Annotated in this window: 14 protein-coding genes; 8 read left to right on the top strand and 6 right to left on the bottom strand. The window is 34.5% G+C overall.

Going from position 1 to position 16,695, the window contains the following annotated elements:
• Positions 1-53: 53 nt before the first annotated feature.
• From OO7_RS07905 to OO7_RS07870, 8 genes are all read left to right on the top strand, one after another.
• The gene (locus OO7_RS07905; protein WP_008915426.1) at positions 54-1,235 is read left to right on the top strand and encodes a XylR family transcriptional regulator; all 1,182 of its coding nucleotides are present in this window, start codon (positions 54-56) and stop codon (positions 1,233-1,235) included.
• 321 nt (positions 1,236-1,556) lie between these two features.
• Positions 1,557-2,927 (top strand): PTS transporter subunit EIIC, encoded by a 1,371-nt coding sequence (locus tag OO7_RS07900; protein ID WP_008915425.1) that lies wholly within the window; start codon positions 1,557-1,559, stop codon positions 2,925-2,927.
• A gap of 119 nt (positions 2,928-3,046) precedes the next feature.
• The gene (locus OO7_RS07895; protein WP_008915424.1) at positions 3,047-4,300 is read left to right on the top strand and encodes an MFS transporter; all 1,254 of its coding nucleotides are present in this window, start codon (positions 3,047-3,049) and stop codon (positions 4,298-4,300) included.
• Positions 4,301-4,413: 113 nt separating this feature from the next.
• Positions 4,414-6,096: a glycoside hydrolase family 43 protein gene (locus tag OO7_RS07890; RefSeq protein WP_008915423.1), complete on the top strand. Its 1,683-nt coding sequence runs from the start codon at positions 4,414-4,416 to the stop codon at positions 6,094-6,096.
• 130 nt (positions 6,097-6,226) lie between these two features.
• Positions 6,227-7,846: a carbohydrate porin gene (locus OO7_RS07885; RefSeq protein WP_008915422.1), complete on the top strand. Its 1,620-nt coding sequence runs from the start codon at positions 6,227-6,229 to the stop codon at positions 7,844-7,846.
• 71 nt (positions 7,847-7,917) lie between these two features.
• Positions 7,918-9,354: a glycoside hydrolase family 1 protein gene (locus OO7_RS07880; RefSeq protein ID WP_008915421.1), complete on the top strand. Its 1,437-nt coding sequence runs from the start codon at positions 7,918-7,920 to the stop codon at positions 9,352-9,354.
• A 321-nt stretch (positions 9,355-9,675) separates the two neighbouring features.
• The gene (locus OO7_RS07875) at positions 9,676-10,344 is read left to right on the top strand and encodes a hypothetical protein (RefSeq protein WP_008915420.1); all 669 of its coding nucleotides are present in this window, start codon (positions 9,676-9,678) and stop codon (positions 10,342-10,344) included.
• A 471-nt stretch (positions 10,345-10,815) separates the two neighbouring features.
• Positions 10,816-11,559, top strand: a complete 744-nt coding sequence (locus tag OO7_RS07870) for a glycosyltransferase family 25 protein (protein ID WP_008915419.1) — start codon at positions 10,816-10,818, stop codon at positions 11,557-11,559.
• A gap of 714 nt (positions 11,560-12,273) precedes the next feature.
• Here OO7_RS07870 and OO7_RS07865 read toward each other — a convergent pair.
• From OO7_RS07865 to OO7_RS07840, 6 genes are all read right to left on the bottom strand, one after another.
• Complete coding sequence (locus OO7_RS07865) at positions 12,274-13,293, bottom strand: hypothetical protein (RefSeq protein WP_008915418.1); 1,020 nt, start codon at positions 13,291-13,293, stop codon at positions 12,274-12,276.
• Between the two features lie 144 nt (positions 13,294-13,437).
• Positions 13,438-13,983: a fimbrial protein gene (locus tag OO7_RS07860; RefSeq protein ID WP_008915417.1), complete on the bottom strand. Its 546-nt coding sequence runs from the start codon at positions 13,981-13,983 to the stop codon at positions 13,438-13,440.
• 13 nt (positions 13,984-13,996) lie between these two features.
• Positions 13,997-14,464, bottom strand: coding sequence for a fimbrial protein (locus OO7_RS07855; RefSeq protein WP_008915416.1), 468 nt, complete (start codon positions 14,462-14,464; stop codon positions 13,997-13,999).
• Positions 14,464-14,919 (bottom strand): fimbrial protein, encoded by a 456-nt coding sequence (locus tag OO7_RS17460; protein WP_008915415.1) that lies wholly within the window; start codon positions 14,917-14,919, stop codon positions 14,464-14,466. The genes OO7_RS07855 and OO7_RS17460 overlap by 1 nt, the downstream gene beginning before the upstream one ends.
• Positions 14,920-14,954: 35 nt before the next feature.
• Complete coding sequence (locus tag OO7_RS07845) at positions 14,955-15,473, bottom strand: fimbrial protein (protein ID WP_008915414.1); 519 nt, start codon at positions 15,471-15,473, stop codon at positions 14,955-14,957.
• 174 nt (positions 15,474-15,647) lie between these two features.
• A complete protein-coding gene (locus tag OO7_RS07840; protein WP_236620691.1) occupies positions 15,648-15,974 on the bottom strand; it encodes a helix-turn-helix domain-containing protein in 327 nt (108 codons plus the stop codon).
• Positions 15,975-16,695 lie beyond the last annotated feature (721 nt).

Here is a 16,695-nt window from a genome sequence, read left to right as displayed (position 1 = left end):
AGAATTTATCACGATATGCTTAGGTACAATGCTATTTTCTGGGGTGATATAAAATGAACACAAAGCGCTATCGTATTTCATTATTGTTTAATGCTAATAAAGCTTATGACAGACAAGTTGTTGAAGGCGTTGGCGAATATTTGCAAGCATCACAAAATAATTGGGATATTTTTATCGAAGAAGATTTCCGTTCCCGCCCAGAAAATATTATGCATACCTTAAGCCACGGGGTAATTGCTGATTTCGATGACAAAGAAATAGAACAATTATTACAATCTTCGCAGGTACCCGTAATAGGCGTTGGCGGTTCGTATCACCTTCCTGAAGATTATCCACAGGTAAATTATATTGCAACCGATAATGCAGCATTAATTGAAGCGGCTTTTAATCATTTAAAAGAAAAAGGAATTAACCGTTTCGCGTTTTATGGCCTTCCTACAAGTAGCGGCAAACGTTGGGCAGTCGAACGAGAATATGAATTTCGTAAATTAATGGATAAAGCACAATATGCTTATAGCGTCTATCAAGGAATAGAAATTACTTCAGATAATTGGCAATATGCGCAAAATCGTCTCGCTGATTGGGTGCAAGAACTTCCCGCAAAAACAGGTATTATTGCGGTAACGGATGCTCGTGCTCGCCATTTATTACAAGTTTGCGAATACCTTAATATTGCAATTCCTGATTCATTATGTGTCATTGGAATAGATAATGAAGAGATGACTCGATATTTATCACGAATTTCTTTATCTTCTGTCATGCAAGGAACTCGACAAATTGGTTATCAAGCAGCCAAATTATTGCATAGCATGTTAGATGGTAATGAACCTATTAAATACCAGCGCATTTTAGTTCCACCAGCAAAAGTGATTGCTCGGCGTTCAACAGACTTTCTTTCTTTACAAGATCCAATGGTGATCCAAGCCATGCACTTTATTCGTAATTATGCATGTTCAGGTATTCGTGTAGAACAAGTTTTAGATGCCGTAAAACTATCACGCTCTAATTTAGAAACACGTTTTAAAGATGAATTAGGTTTAACTATTCATCAGGTTATTTACAGAGAAAAGCTTGAAAAAGCGAAGCATTTATTAATAACATCTTCATTATCAATTAATGAAATTGCTAAAATGTGCGGATTTTCTTCATTGCAATATTTTTATTCTGTTATGAAAAGTGAATATAATATGACGCCAAAAGAATATCGGGATAAATACGCAAGTACAATATATTAAAACAGGTTCTAACCGCTATTTTTGTATTAGTTAGAGATAACACACCTTACACAATCTATTGATTATTAATAAAAATAATCAATAGTTTTTTTATTGTTAAAAACTCTATCCAACAAGAAATAAATTTATAAAAGTGTATTTTGTGCCCTCCTCCACAAAAAGAAAAAATCATAATTCCAAAATAATATAATGTAATACTATTCCTTTTTTGCTTTTTCTATACTGTTTTCATTCTAAATTCTGTTGCCATACTTGGTTGATAATTAATTTCAAGCATATCTACAAGAAAGAATATTAACAATAATTTTGGATAGTTGAAAAATGAATACAAACAGTCTTGCTAAAAATATTCTTTCTAATATAGGAGGAAAAAGCAATATTGAACAATTTAGCCATTGCGCCACAAGGTTAAGAATTAATTTACATGACCTATCTAAAGTTGATATTTCTAACCTTGAAAATGAAGATGGTATAATTAGAGCAATTATTAGTGGCTCTCAATTACAAATTATTGTTGGAAGTCATGTCAATAAAGTCTATGAATCAGTCAATAAATTAATCTTAAGTGATAATAGTGAAATAATTATTGATAAACAGGCTAAAGTTAATAATACAACAAACTATAGTACTATTTTTAAAAATACCTGTAGCGTATTTTCAGCAACCATGACACCTCTTATCGGCCCACTACTTTCAGTTGGATTGTTAAAAGGTCTTTTAACAATTGCTATTATCTTTAATGTTATTTCGCTCAATACACCTTCTATTTCGTTAATTTATCATTTATATGATATAACAATATTCTTCTTGCCATTTTTAATTGGCTACACTGCAAGCTTAGCATTTGGAGGATCTAGTGCTTTAATGCTAACAATAATAGCCGCCCTATTTTTTATGCCAAGTAGTAATGTAAATATTAGTATCTTTAATGAGTTAATTAATTCAACATCTTACTCCAGCACATTATTTCCAGCTGTTTTTTGTGTGTTATTTTCATCAACAATTGAAAAGACATTAAAGAAATTAATAAACAATTCAATAAGCTTTATTATTATTCCTTTAATAACTCTTGTAATTTGTGTACCACTCTGTATTTATTATATCGGCCCATTTGGATACTGGTTTAGCCATGCAGCTGCTTACTATTATAATGAATTGTTCTCAGTGTCACCTATAATTGTTTGTTTTATCATTGCCGGATTATGGCAATTAGCTGTATTAGCAGGTATACATTGGGTGTTAGCATCATTAATGTTCAACACTTTATTAATTAGTGGATATGACACTATTTTACCATTACTCATTCCTGCCGTATTAGGACAAGCTGGCGCAGCACTCGGGGTTTACTTAATTAATAAAATAACGAAAAAACAAAAAATAGGTTTACATCCTATATTGTCAGCAATATTTGGATTAACTGAACCTGTAATTTACAAAATAAATATGCCATTGCGCTTCCCTTTTATTATTGGCTGTATATCTGCAAGTATTGGTGGAATAGCTTACGGAGCGTATCAAGTGAAAATCTATTCATTCGGTATTCTTGGCATATTATCACTATTACAAACAGAAACATTAACTGGTACAGGTTATATAACGGCAGGATTAATAGGCGGTCTAGTGACAATTATCTGTGCATTATTAATTACTGTACTCTACATGATTATTAAACCTAAGCAGCTACAACCGTAAAAATATAATATTGTCATTATAATATTTAGCCAAATCTACTCATAAAAACGATTATAATATTATGTTGCATACTCAACCTGCTCCCTTAATAATCAGTATATAAATATATAAGGAACACCATGAAAAATATTTCAATGCAGGTAACAGATATAGAACAACCAAAAGTTCCGATTAAACTCGGTATTGCATTATCACTCGGCGCTCTTTTATGGCTAAGCGGATACTTAGGAACCTTAACCGTATTATTACCTGCTCGTATTGCAATTATTGATGATAGCCAAAAAGCAACATTATTAGCGACTATTTCATCTTTAGCGATGATTGTCGCAACATTAGCAAATATCATTATGGGCGCATTGTCAGACATAACACGCTCCTCACTTGGCCGCAGAACACCGTGGCTAATTATTGGGTCTGTTGGTGCATCCGCTATGCTGGTTTGCTTAAGCTATGCAGAAACATTAACTTCAATTTTAATAATTTGGTTAATCTACCAGATATTCCTAAATTGCATTGTCGCCCCTATGGTTGCCATCATTGCTGACAAAATAGCACCCCGTCATCGTGGCGTTATCTCTTCCTTCTATGCAGTAGGGATCTCCGTGGGTTTATATGGCGGTACTTTTATTGCTGCCCACTTTATCGATAATATCAGCTTTGGTATTTATGTGATGGCTGGGATGACACTACTGTCAGGATTATTATGCAGTATTTTAATTAAAGAAGGATCGTCAAAATGTTTAGAAGCTACCGCATTAGATTTTACTTCATTAATTAAAAACTTTATTCCACCAGTCACCGATTGCCGTGATTACTACCTGGCATTAATCGGTAAATTACTGATGGTAACGGGAACATCTGTCATATCTGGATTGCTATTATATATTTTAACGGATTACTCAGGGCTAAAATCGGGTAGTGATGATATTAAATATTATTTATCTGTCATCTCGATCATTATGATGGTAACTGGCTTAATCATGGCAGCATGCGCAGGCTATATTGCAGATAAAATCGGTTATATAAAATTACCTGTCGTTTTTACCTGTATCATCACAACAATTGGCTTATTTTTCCCATTCATCAGTCATGAACCATGGACATTATTAGTCTATGCGGCTTTAGCAGGTATGGGCTATGGTGCATTCCAATCTGTTGATCAGGCACTTAATGTTGCAGTTTTACCTAATCCTGCCCATGCAGCAAGAGATCTCGGCATTTTAAATTTATCAAATACTGTGGGACAAATATTAGGTCCTGTATTTGCCGCTGCCGCCATTAGCTTTTATGGCTATAACTTGTTATTCCCTGTTGCAGGTTGCTTATCTATCTTAGGAGCAATATTAATTATGCTCATAAGAAAAGTAAAATAGCGATATCCATTATTTAATATAAATTCACTACACAATTACAGCAAAAATTTATTTAACTAAGATTTATCAATACCGATGCGTAAGATAAAGTTTAAGCCGGAGAAAACAATATTATGATTAAGAATCCGATTTTAAAAGGTTTCAATGCTGACCCAGCAATTTGTCGCCGTGGCGATGACTACTATATTGCTGTGTCCTCTTTTGAATGGTTTCCTGGAATACCCATTTATCACTCTACAGATTTAGAAAATTGGACCCTTCATACTCATGCATTACAAGATGCTGAGACTATAAGTTTAAATAAATTACGTTCAGCTAAAGGTATTTGGGCTCCTTGTTTAACTTGGTGTGAACAAGACCAAAAATTTTATGTTCTTTATGGCATCATGAATTCTATGAATGGGCGTTATTTTGATGTCGATAATTATTTAATTACAGCAAGTGATATTAATGGCCCATGGAGTGAACCCGTTTATTTACATTCAGCAGGTTATGATGCTTCTATTGTTCATGATGATAATGGGAAAAAATGGATAGTCGCTGTTGATTGGGAAACTCGCGATGACCATCAACTTGCTATTTCTGTTGTGGAATTCGACCCGAAAACAAATTCAACTATTGGCTACCCAAAAAGAATTTGGCAAGGGATTTATGGAACTGGTGCTGAAGGTGCCCATATTACCAAACGTGGTGAATATTATTATATTATGTGCGCCGAAGGCGGTACAGGTTATGGTCATTGCATCACCATGGGACGCGCTAAAAATATCTTAGGCCCATATGAAAAAGATCCTGAGAATCCAATTCTCACTTCTGTCAAAGCAGATACCTTAGATACACCCGTTAATATTGTTCAAGAATCAGCAGCAAGTTTCGATAAAGACTATTTGCGTATTGAATGTTTTAACCCAGAATCTGTACTTCAAAAATCAGGACATGGTAGCTATATTGAAACCGATGATGGACGCGTATTTTTAACACATTTATGTTCTCGTCCTTTTGTTCCAGAACTTGCTTGTACATTAGGCCGTGAGTCTGCTATTCAAGAAATGTATTGGACTGAAGATAATTGGATGCGTTTAAAAGGTGGCGGGAATCTTGCTAAACAATATGTTGCTATATGTTCTGATGAGCCTATTAATGAAGATGAACAATTAATTGAGCATATTGATTTCAATAGAGATTCATTACCTATCAATTTGTATACTCCAAGGATTGATAATAAAACATTCTCATCTCTAACAGAAAAAAATGGCTATTTATCATTACGAGGACATGAATCTCTCTGTTCAGAAAATAAAGTTAGTCTCATTGCACGAAAATTAACATCTGTTCATGCCACAATAACCACAAAAATAGATTTTAACCCTGAAGTTTTTCAACATAGTGCTGGATTAGTCCTTTATTATGACAATATGAATTATCTGTTTTTACAAAAAACATTTGATGAAGATAAAAATACTTCTGTATTTTATATTATTCATATTGATAACGGGTTAAAGAAGGAAGATCATTTAAATGAAATTTATGATGTTGATGATGAGGTATATTTAAAATTAAATATACAGGGTAAAACATTATTTTTTGAATGGTCAACTGATGATGTTAACTATCAAAAAATTGGTGAAGATTATAACACTACACTATTTTCTGACGAATATAGTCGATATGGTGAATTTACAGGGTCATTTGTAGGTATAGCTTGTGTTGACCACATGTATCATAAACAACAAGCTCATTTTAAGTTCTTAGAATATGCTGCATTTGAGCATTACCCTGTTGCTGATTTATCTTAATAATCAAACCAAAAAATAGGCGAAAGTTTTATGCTCAATTAACTTTCGCTTAATTAAAAACAAACAATTAACTCCATTTAAAATAAAGAATGGCAAATTCATTTGACCTTAAATTATTGTGAGGTTTTAAATGCACTATAATAATAAAAAGACAATTGCAGTACTTATATCATTAAGTTTAATTCCAGCACTTTCTAATGCCAATCAATTAACTCAAGAACAAAGAATTGAGTTATTAGAAAAAGCATTACTAAAAAATCAGCAAGAACTAGAATCTGCAAAGTTAGAAATAAATAAATTGAAGAAAAATTCTTCTCAATTAGCTACACCAGAAAATAATTCACCATCTCAGCTCGAATTAGAAAAATCAAATAAATCATTTGAATTATCCGCGAATAATCAAATTACAGTGCAGGATAATAATGCTAATACAGCTCATATTTCCATGAGAGACTTAAGTAAATTTATTAAGGATGATATTGGGTTTTCCTATACTGGCTATTTGCGGGCTGGTTGGGCAGCAACTAATCAAGGTAGTGCTGATGGTTATGCTGCAGGGTCGCTTGGTCGTTTTGGTAATGAACATTCCGGGTGGTTTGATTTAACATTATCCCAACGAGTTTATAATCAAAATGGTAAACAAGCACATGCTGTTGTTAATTTTGATGGTAATGTTGGTCAACAATATAATGATGCATGGTTTGGTGATACGAATAATGAAAATATTTTACAATTTAATGAATTATATTTAAATACACGAGGTTTTTTATCCTTTGCTCCAGAAGCAGATTTTTGGGTAGGTAAAAACAAACTCCCTGAATATGAAATTCAAATGTTAGATTGGAAAACTACAACAACAGATGTTGCCGGTGCAATTGGTCTAGAAAATTTGCAAATAGGTCCAGGATTGGTTGATATATCTTTAAGCCGCAATGATGTTAATGTTTACGGTATTGATAAAAACAGCGACTTTGGTGTGAATACTAAGTCATCAACAAAAGTGAATACCAATTCAATTGATGTACGTTACCGAGAAATACCGTTATGGGAAAATGCGCATTTTTCTGCAATGGCAAAATATGCTCAACCCAATGAAACCTCTCATCAAAAAATTGATAGAGAACAAGATAAATATTTTCGTGTTAAAAACAGTTGGATGACCACAGCTATTATTCATCAAGATTTATCACAAAATGGTTTTAATGAATTTACCTTACAAGTCGCTAATAATTCTTATGCCAGCAGCTTTGCTAACTTTTCTGGTGCGAGCAATTCAATGGCAAATGGGCGCAATTATTATGGATACCATACGAACGGGACTGCTTGGCGCTTAATATCACAAGGTGAAATGTATCCTTTCGATAATATTGTTATAGCTAATGCCTTAGTTTATTCAAAAGGCCATAATATCTATAGTTATGAGACAGGAAAAAATACTAACTTTGATAGCTTACGAACGGTTGTCCGCCCTGCTTGGATTTGGGATCAATATAATCAAACCGGTGTAGAACTGGGTTGGTTTAAACAAAATAATACCGACACAAATAATCAGAAAAAAACTGAGTCTGCATGGAAAGCCACCTTGTACCACGCTATAAAAGTTGATACTAGCTTACTCACTTCTCGCCCTGAAATTCGCTTTTATGGAACGTGGATAAATATCCTAGACAACCAATTATCGCATTATCAGTTCCCAAATGAAAAAGAAGATCAATTTTCTCTTGGCGTACAAGCTGAAGTCTGGTGGTAATAGGGAATAAGTCGCAATTTTAAATATTATTTAATGTAAATAACATTTAATACTTTATAGAGATGATTAAAATGAAATATCAATTTCCAGAAGGTTTTTTATGGGGCGGCGCAACCGCTGCTAACCAAGTAGAAGGCGCATTTGATCAAGATGGCAAAGGATTATCTATTGTTGATGCTATTCCTGGTGGTAAACAACGCTTAAATATTGTTGTATCAGAACAATTTGATTTCTCTATTGAACCAAATAAATATACTTATCCTAATCATAACGCTATCGACCATTATCATCGTTTTCGTGAAGATATTGCCCTATTCGCACAGATGGGATTTAAATGTTATCGCTTTTCTATTGCATGGACGCGTATCTTTCCAAATGGTGTTGAATCAGAACCAAATGAAGCAGGGTTAGAACATTATAACCAAGTAATAGATTGCTGTATTTCCCATGGTATAGAACCAGTTATTACTATTTCCCATTATGAGATGCCACTGCATTTGGCCACAGAATATGGCGGTTGGAAAAATCGTGCTTTAATTGATTTATTTACTAAGTTTTCGCGCACAGTCCTAGAACGATTTAGCCATAAAGTTAAATATTGGATGACATTTAATGAAATTAATAGTGCGGCACATTTCCCAATAATGAGTCAGGGCTTAATTATTAAAACAGGAGCTTTGGATGCTCAAGCTAAATTACAAAGTTGGCATAACCAATTTGTTGCTAGCAGTATGGTCGTTAAGGTCGCTCATGAATTACGCTCTGATATACAAATTGGTTGTATGATCCTTTATGCCACTACTTATGCCTATGATTGTAATCCAATTAACCAATTTTCTGCATTTAAAGAATCTCAGTCTTTTAATTTTTACTGTGCAGATGTGCAAGCCAAAGGTGAATATCCATATTATGCCAAACATATATGGAAACAATTAGATATAACTTTAGATATTCAACCTGATGACTTGACGATAATTAAAGAAAATACCGTAGATTACATCGGGTTTAGTTATTACATGTCATCAACTGTTAATATTACTGATAAAGACGTTACAAGCGCACGAGGTAATTTATTCGGTGGTGCACGTAATCCATTCCTGCAAGCCAGTGATTGGGGATGGGAGATTGATCCACTAGGGTTAAGAATGGCACTTAATCAATTATATGACAGATACCAATTACCTTTATTTGTGGTCGAAAATGGTTTAGGTGCAGTTGATGAGCCAGATGCTAATCATTACGTAGAAGATGATTACAGAATTAACTATTTAAGACAACATATTGAGGCGATGGGAGATGCTATTGATGATGGTGTTGACCTCATGGGGTACACACCTTGGGGATGCATTGATTTAGTCAGTATGTCGACAGGAGAAATGTCAAAACGCTATGGATTAATTTATGTTGATCTTGATGACAACTTAGTTGGTAGTGGCGATAGATATAAAAAGAAATCTTTCTATTGGTATAAAAAAGTTATTGCCTCAAATGGACAAGATCTCTCCTAATTAGACTTTTAGTAACCTACATTTATATAAAGCGACTTATATAGTCGCTTTTTTTCTTAATTTCTCATCATCATCTGATATTTTTATTTAACATCAAAATTGAATTTACATTAAAAATAAAATATCCATCATTAAAAGACAAGGACGATGATTAAAATATTATCATCTTTTTTCGTTATTTATATCTTTGTTTTATGGATTTATCTTATTAAAGTACTCTAAATGAATTTTTCCTTTCACTCTACCAAACACTAAATGATATTGTGATTCTTTAGGATGTATAATATCAATTAGTGACTTATTCCAATGAGAAATTAATCTATGGCCTCAATACAATTAAAAACAGCACAAATGATTAAAATAGCCGAAAGTATAGGAGCAGAATTTTCACATAAAGAAAGTCTAAATCCTAATGATATATACCAGATAGAAGAGAATACAACTGTTTATACACCTCAAGGTGAGTACTATGGTCTAGTTTTATATTCTTTTTTTACTAATCCTAGTAAACAAACCTTAGAAATGACGACAACCTTATTAGAATTTGATGATGAGCCATATATTCGAGCAAAAAAGCGCAATGCCCAAATAAATGCTAATGAAAATCAATATAATGAGTATGTTAAATCGGACTTCAAACCCCTAATGAATAAATATAGTCATTATACTGATTTCCAAATTAATGTTGCTTGTGGATTTCGTCGTTGTGGTCCTGAGTATAATTATGATGTCGAAAAAATGGAAGTCTATGACTTATTGAACGATAAATTTGATCTAATCAAAGATACAGAAGAAGCTATCCGCTTAATGGGGGATTGTGAAATGGTAACCAAAAAATTGTATCATCACGATATTTGGGAAGTCCGATCAACCGAAGGTGATATTGTTCATCATAAAGTATTAAATAGAGCAATAGCCGAATGTTTTTTACTCTATACCGACCATATGCATAATGATTGGCCGAATGCAGCTGAAGATTTATATTTATAAATACTCGTTATCAACATCGACCACACTCGCACAGTAAGTAACATTGATTGATAATTATAAAAATTTTCACCTTTTTTTAACTTTTACTTACTGTTTATGACGTTATTAAGGATACAACTCATAGATTCAAACTAAAATTTAGAATATTATATATCACAACACATACGAAGAATTTGTGATTTATATTTGCCTTATGGACCCCATCGAAAGATGGGGAATTTTTATCTATTTTCCTCACACAAGCCCACTAAACCTTACCAGAGTCAATATCATATATAAATCATCTACACGTAACTGTTTATTAAATATAAACATATCTCATATTGACAATAGATCTCACCAAATCCATTGATTAAATTTATGCATCCAGTTCATACATAGGTCAAATCTATGTTATCATCTATTCAGTTCTAAATTTATAAGTAACCGTGATTGATATTAACTAGCATCTATGTATATGAGAGAACATGCATGAATACCTTTATTATTAATTTATCTGAACGTAATGATAGAAAAAAATTCATGCTAGACCAGCTTAATAATTTAAAACTAGATTATCAATTTATCGAAGCTATAGATGGCCGAAAACTTTCAGGTGATGAAATCAATAAGGTTGCCTTAAATTTTAAAGACTCTTATTTAACTAAAGGTGAGATCGGTTGTGCATTATCTCATTTAAAAGTATATAAAAAAATAATAGATGAGAAGATAGATATTGCTCTGATCCTTGAAGATGATGCAATATTACCTAGTAATATTGAAACAATTATTAACGAAATTAAAGCCATTGATAACAATCAAAAACCGAATATCTACCTACTATCAAATGCTAAAAAATTTATAAAGAACGAAAAACTATCTAATAATATATATAGAATAAAAGATGCTAGTGCTGCTCATGCTTATATTATTAATGCAAAAGCAGCTAAAAATTTAATATCAAAATTATATCCTATTCGCTATGAAGCAGATATGTGGTCTATTTTTAATTTTTTTGGTTTTGCAAAAATTTATTGTATTCATCCAAATCCTATAAAAGCTGCGGGACATGCTGAGTTTTCAAGTTTAGAAAATGAACGAATTCATATGCAAAAAAATAGAAATCTCTATAGAGATAGATTGAAAAAGAAAGAACCATACTATCATCTATTTAAGCTAAAAAATAGTATTTTGAAAAAATTACAAATAATTTCAAAATCCAATCAAGAATATTAAGTAATAGTTACATTACTTATAATTTTTCATCATTTCGTCTTATTAAGATTATTTCATCTTTATAAGGCTATTTAAATTCAATCAAAATAGTTATTTCAATATTTCTTGTTCCAAAAGGAAATTTAAAATTTCCATTTCTATCATATAATATTACGTTGAATAAAGATCCTACATCGCAAACATAATCGCCATCTATATCAGCAGAGTTACTATCCTTACAAGCAAATAAAAATACTATTTACCATCACAGCGCAGTCGCGCTATCACTGTTCGCCACCGTATTAGATTTTTGCAAGGTCTCTTCCAATGTCAGGTATTCCCGTGTCTGGTATAAACTAGAGCCCCCCAAGGAGAGCGGACTTAACTCGGCACTAAGACTGGCCTTCCATTGTGCTGTCCTTGTTTTCATCACTGTGGAAATATTGCACCCCTAAATTACTGCCAATCCGACCTTGCTCACCCCATTGGCGGGAGAGGAGTCCTCCCACCGATTGATAACGGTTAGATTAGTGATTTCTTAAACATAATAATAACCTCATATAAATAGAATAATAAGAACTCTTCATTTATAAAAATGAATAACAAAGTAAAAATAATAAACAAAAATTAATTTTCAATGAAACAATAATTAAAAATAGATATATTTTTTCAATGTAAAATAAATAGCAATATTTAACGAATTTAATTCATATTTATTTTAATAAATACTCTCTACTATTCATAATTTAAATAAACTACCATAGATTGAGAGTAATCGCCGGGTGTTAATGTTCCTACACTTGTAACTTGTCCCCAAATAATTTGTGAGTTCTGACTAGTATTCGCCGAATAAGTTTTCTTATCTGAGCTATTATCAAAAATAACCCGTAAATTTAACCCACCCATTTGCAAAAGATTATTTCCACCGCCCGATTTTTGTATTGTTGCTGTGACTGTTGCATCATCCGTACATTGGGTATAAAGATAGGTTGAAGCATAACGATTGCTTGCTGAAGTGATATCAACAACACCTAAATCAATATCACCACCAGTAGAAAAATCACAAACAATATCAGGTGCTGGCGGTTCTATTGGTTCAGTAGGAATCGATTCTCCTACCCCTAAAACAGCACCGCATGACAACCCATAAATATCAGCATAGGGTAAAGCATTAGGCCGTTCTCCATCAGTATGCACATAAACCATTTTACCACCCGGCATTGTGTATATACCCTGAGGCCCATTAGTTATATATACGTCTGCGGATTGGCTAGAATTATTAAATGTTGCTGTAAATGTAGGCTGGCCTACAGGAATTCCTCGCCATCGACTTTGAACACCAACTCCTTGAGAAAAGCCAGATGAATATAATGCCCCAGCACTAGAATAAATAGTGCCTGAAATGCCAGGTTGCATTACTGTCCAACCAACATATAACTGTTTTTGGTCTCCTTCACCATTAAATTCACAATTACCAATATTACTATAAAAAGATTCATCAACAGTTAATGTGATTTGTCCAGAAAAACTATATTTTAGTGTAAATACTCTATACGTTTTACCATCAGGTCCAGTTCCTAGCCATTCTTGATTAGCATCCTGAACAATAAATCCAGCAGAATCTCCATCAACATTAATTCCAGAAACTAACCTTGCCTCTCCTGTTACCAAGTTATATACTCTAGTTTCACTTAAGTAAATATCTGCATATAAAGGTGAAGAAACAAGAAATAATATAAATAAATTTAATCTCATATTCCTATCCTATAAATAAATCAATTCTAAGTATTATTCTATATAGAAGTATCTAATGTTTTTTTATCACCAACACTATTTATAGAATACAATTCATAGGCTGATAATATTCTGTTATTCTTTTGATAGACGAAATATTTGTTATTACTCATAACTCATCGTATACGTCAGCACCGCATTAAAATAACCGGGGACTAAGGTTTTATTCGCCAGTGCACTTGCTTCGCCTTGCACATACGCCTTCATCCGAATGGTCATATCCCCATCTTGGATCGGCACTTTATAGACCGTCCCATCATTAATCGGAATAGGACGGCCATCCAAATACTCCAACCCTATCCCCGCACCTTTGGCTTCACTGCTGGGGCTAAATTGCAAGAGCCCTTCCGACGTCATCGGTCCGGTAAAGGTGGCGGTTATTGCATTGCCTAACGAGGTATCACAATCTTCCAAATAAAACTCAATCACTTTTCCCGCCGTGCGGTTAAAACGGTACAACGATTTCGTGGCCGTGATCCCCATATCCACGTACAAATTTTCCATGCCCGGCACGATGGTGCACGGCAAGGCGATCAATGTGCCGCTGTAGTTAATGCGTGTTGAACTCTCTGCCATCACGGAAGGACTCATCACCGCCATACTCCACGCCAATACCGCTGCGAGATGACGAACATAATAGTGTGTTTTCATCGATTTCCCCTTTCTACGGGTAACGTATTTCGACGGTGCCCGTCGCAGTAAATGGCCCTTCAAACAGCACCAATGCCGGGTTACTGTCTTTTACCGGCACCGGCACTAACGGGAGGGTCATCACCCCATGGCTGGACATCGTGACAGGAATATCGCCATTATCCGGTTTGATCACCGTGCCATCATACGACAACAAAATGCCTAATCCCTGTCGGCTGGTCTGCAAAGCCCTGTCATCAAAATCCGCATTCATCCCGTCATACCCCATAAATAGCGCCACATTGTTGCCTAAATCCGCCCCGCACGTGACCGTGAGGGTAAACGGTTGGGCATAATTCACGCCATCAATGCGCGAAATCCCCACTTCCCCAAATTCCACTGAAACCGGGTCATCATCCCCAGTAATATCACACGGCGGATTACCAATCAGTGTCCCACCAAAGGTCACCGGGACGGCTTGCGCAAGCGAGGCATTGAGCATCACACTGACGGTAACCCATAGGCACTGTATTGGTTATGTTGATAACTGGCATTGGCGGTTATCACCGGACGCTGATCGCTGTCTTGCAGGTGTAACCCCACCCCGCGAGCTTCGCCAAAAACACGAAACAACCCATTGTCCGCCGGTCCATCAAACGTCATCCGCAAGGTCTGCCAGGTTTGAGTGGGATCACTCGCTTTGACTAAATCACAGTTCACCAAATAGATATCGACATCGCGTACAGGGCCTTCACCGATTTGCCGTATCGWGCCAATCGGYAACACGCCCATGTCAATCACTTGGTCGCGAGACTCCATCGCTATCGTGCAGGCCGCATCCGTAATTTCRCCATTCATKGTYACCGTGCCGRCGCCCTGCGGCGCCGCATGAGCACAAGAGAAGGCAATACAGCCCGAAAGAAAAAACCATCCTTTTTTTAGCCCTGTCGGTTTCACTGTATTGCCCCCTTGATTAGCCCAATAAAAACAAATTAGTTATACTGCATGGTGAAGTTGGTCAGTGCTGTAAAGAAGCCCGGAACGATAGTGGTGCTATCCCCTTTCAGATAAGCWGAGAACAGCAGGGAATTATCACCATCTTGTAACGCGATAGRGCCTGCTGACKYAGAGCCATCCAATTTCACAGGCACAGCATCTAAGCCGGTAATCACCACRCCCGCACCCGATGCCGTCCCTTGAATCGCCAATGAATCGGCGAGATTCGGGTTAATCCCCCCGGTGAAGGTCACTTCCRCGGTATCACTGATGCTGGTATCGCAATCCACCAATTCGATAGTGAAATTCACAGGGCGTGACATACCACCACCAGCCAACTGTGCAGACGCGACTTGACCCAAGTTCACGGTTTGGTCAGTGGATTCCGGTGCGATACCGCATGCGGCTTCGATGATTGAACCTTCAAACGTGACTGTCCCTTGACCTGCATCAACAGCTAAAGCGGATGCACTCATTGCGCCAGAAATCAGGGTTGCTAAAATAATCTTTTTCATAATTAGTCTCTGTAATTAAAGTCATGTCGTTTAAATAAAATAAATGCTCGTGTACATTCACTACATTTATGGATAAATATCTTTATTTAAAATAAAGAAAACATCCCCCTGATCCCGTGCAGGAAGATATTGTCTTTATTTAATAAAAGACAATTTAAATTAAAAATAAATTTATTAATCKGTAAATGAATTACCTTTCAAAGGTTKTTCTTCATAATGTYTAAATACAAGAAGACKATTACAACCCTGTATTTCAATTTCTTCTTGACCRCTAAATACATTTAAATAAACKTGTTTAAAAAAAGTATCTAATGAAATATTTAAYACRCTGAGCATTAAAATYARGTTATCAATCGTAATRTGRCAWACGCCACATTCATAACGCGAAACTTGTTGCTGAGAAACATTCAATTTTTGCGCYAAATCYTTACCYGTTAACCCTTGGCTTCGACGRATACGATATATTTCTTGCCCAACWGCTTTTGTRAAGATAGTTTTCATCTCTAAATCGGGGCGTTTCTCTAAACAAAATTCAGCCATATTAAYACCTCTGATTAAGTTTATTTTTTACTCTAAAAATGCAACAAAATAATTTATTTCGTTGCATTTCTGTGCATCAAGACCAATAATTATGAATATTTGTTAATTACAGAACAAAATACTTATTTTAGACACGGTGGTTACTATCAAAAGAATAATTAACCATCCATATTAGACTATCTTTATTGTTAAATGGCTTGCAAGCCTTATAACTCCTAAATGGAGTGGAATTTTACACCCATAATTTGAGTTGTTTTTTTGGTAAATTCTGCTGCTTCGCCCTTCTGGCTGATTTGATTTTATAAAATGGGTCAAGTAAATTAGTGTCCAAGACAAGGCAACGAAATAAATTATTTTGTTTCCTTGTTAAAATTACATTATTTATATATTTCATATAGATACATTAAAACAATCAATAAACAACAATCAAAATATAACATTACAATTAGCAACATATCCGTTTTTAACTGACGATTTAGATAAATCGACAATTCTATACGCTCTATTTTTCTCTTCACGCTGCTCATTTATATTATCTAAAAAAGATTTACTAAATTTTCATTGCTTATTGAAATTTAAATTTGTAATCTAAATTAAATAAAAATATAGCCAAACACTAATTAATAGATAAAAAAATAAGGCATTCTTTGCCGATGAATATTTTTATAATGGCTTTTTATTT

Origin of the sequence: Providencia sneebia DSM 19967 (genome assembly GCF_000314895.2) — a bacterium.
GTDB classification, from domain to species: domain Bacteria; phylum Pseudomonadota; class Gammaproteobacteria; order Enterobacterales; family Enterobacteriaceae; genus Providencia; species Providencia sneebia.
The sequence above is the reverse complement of the archived record's forward strand: the minus strand, read 5'-3'. Positions and strand labels throughout refer to the sequence as shown.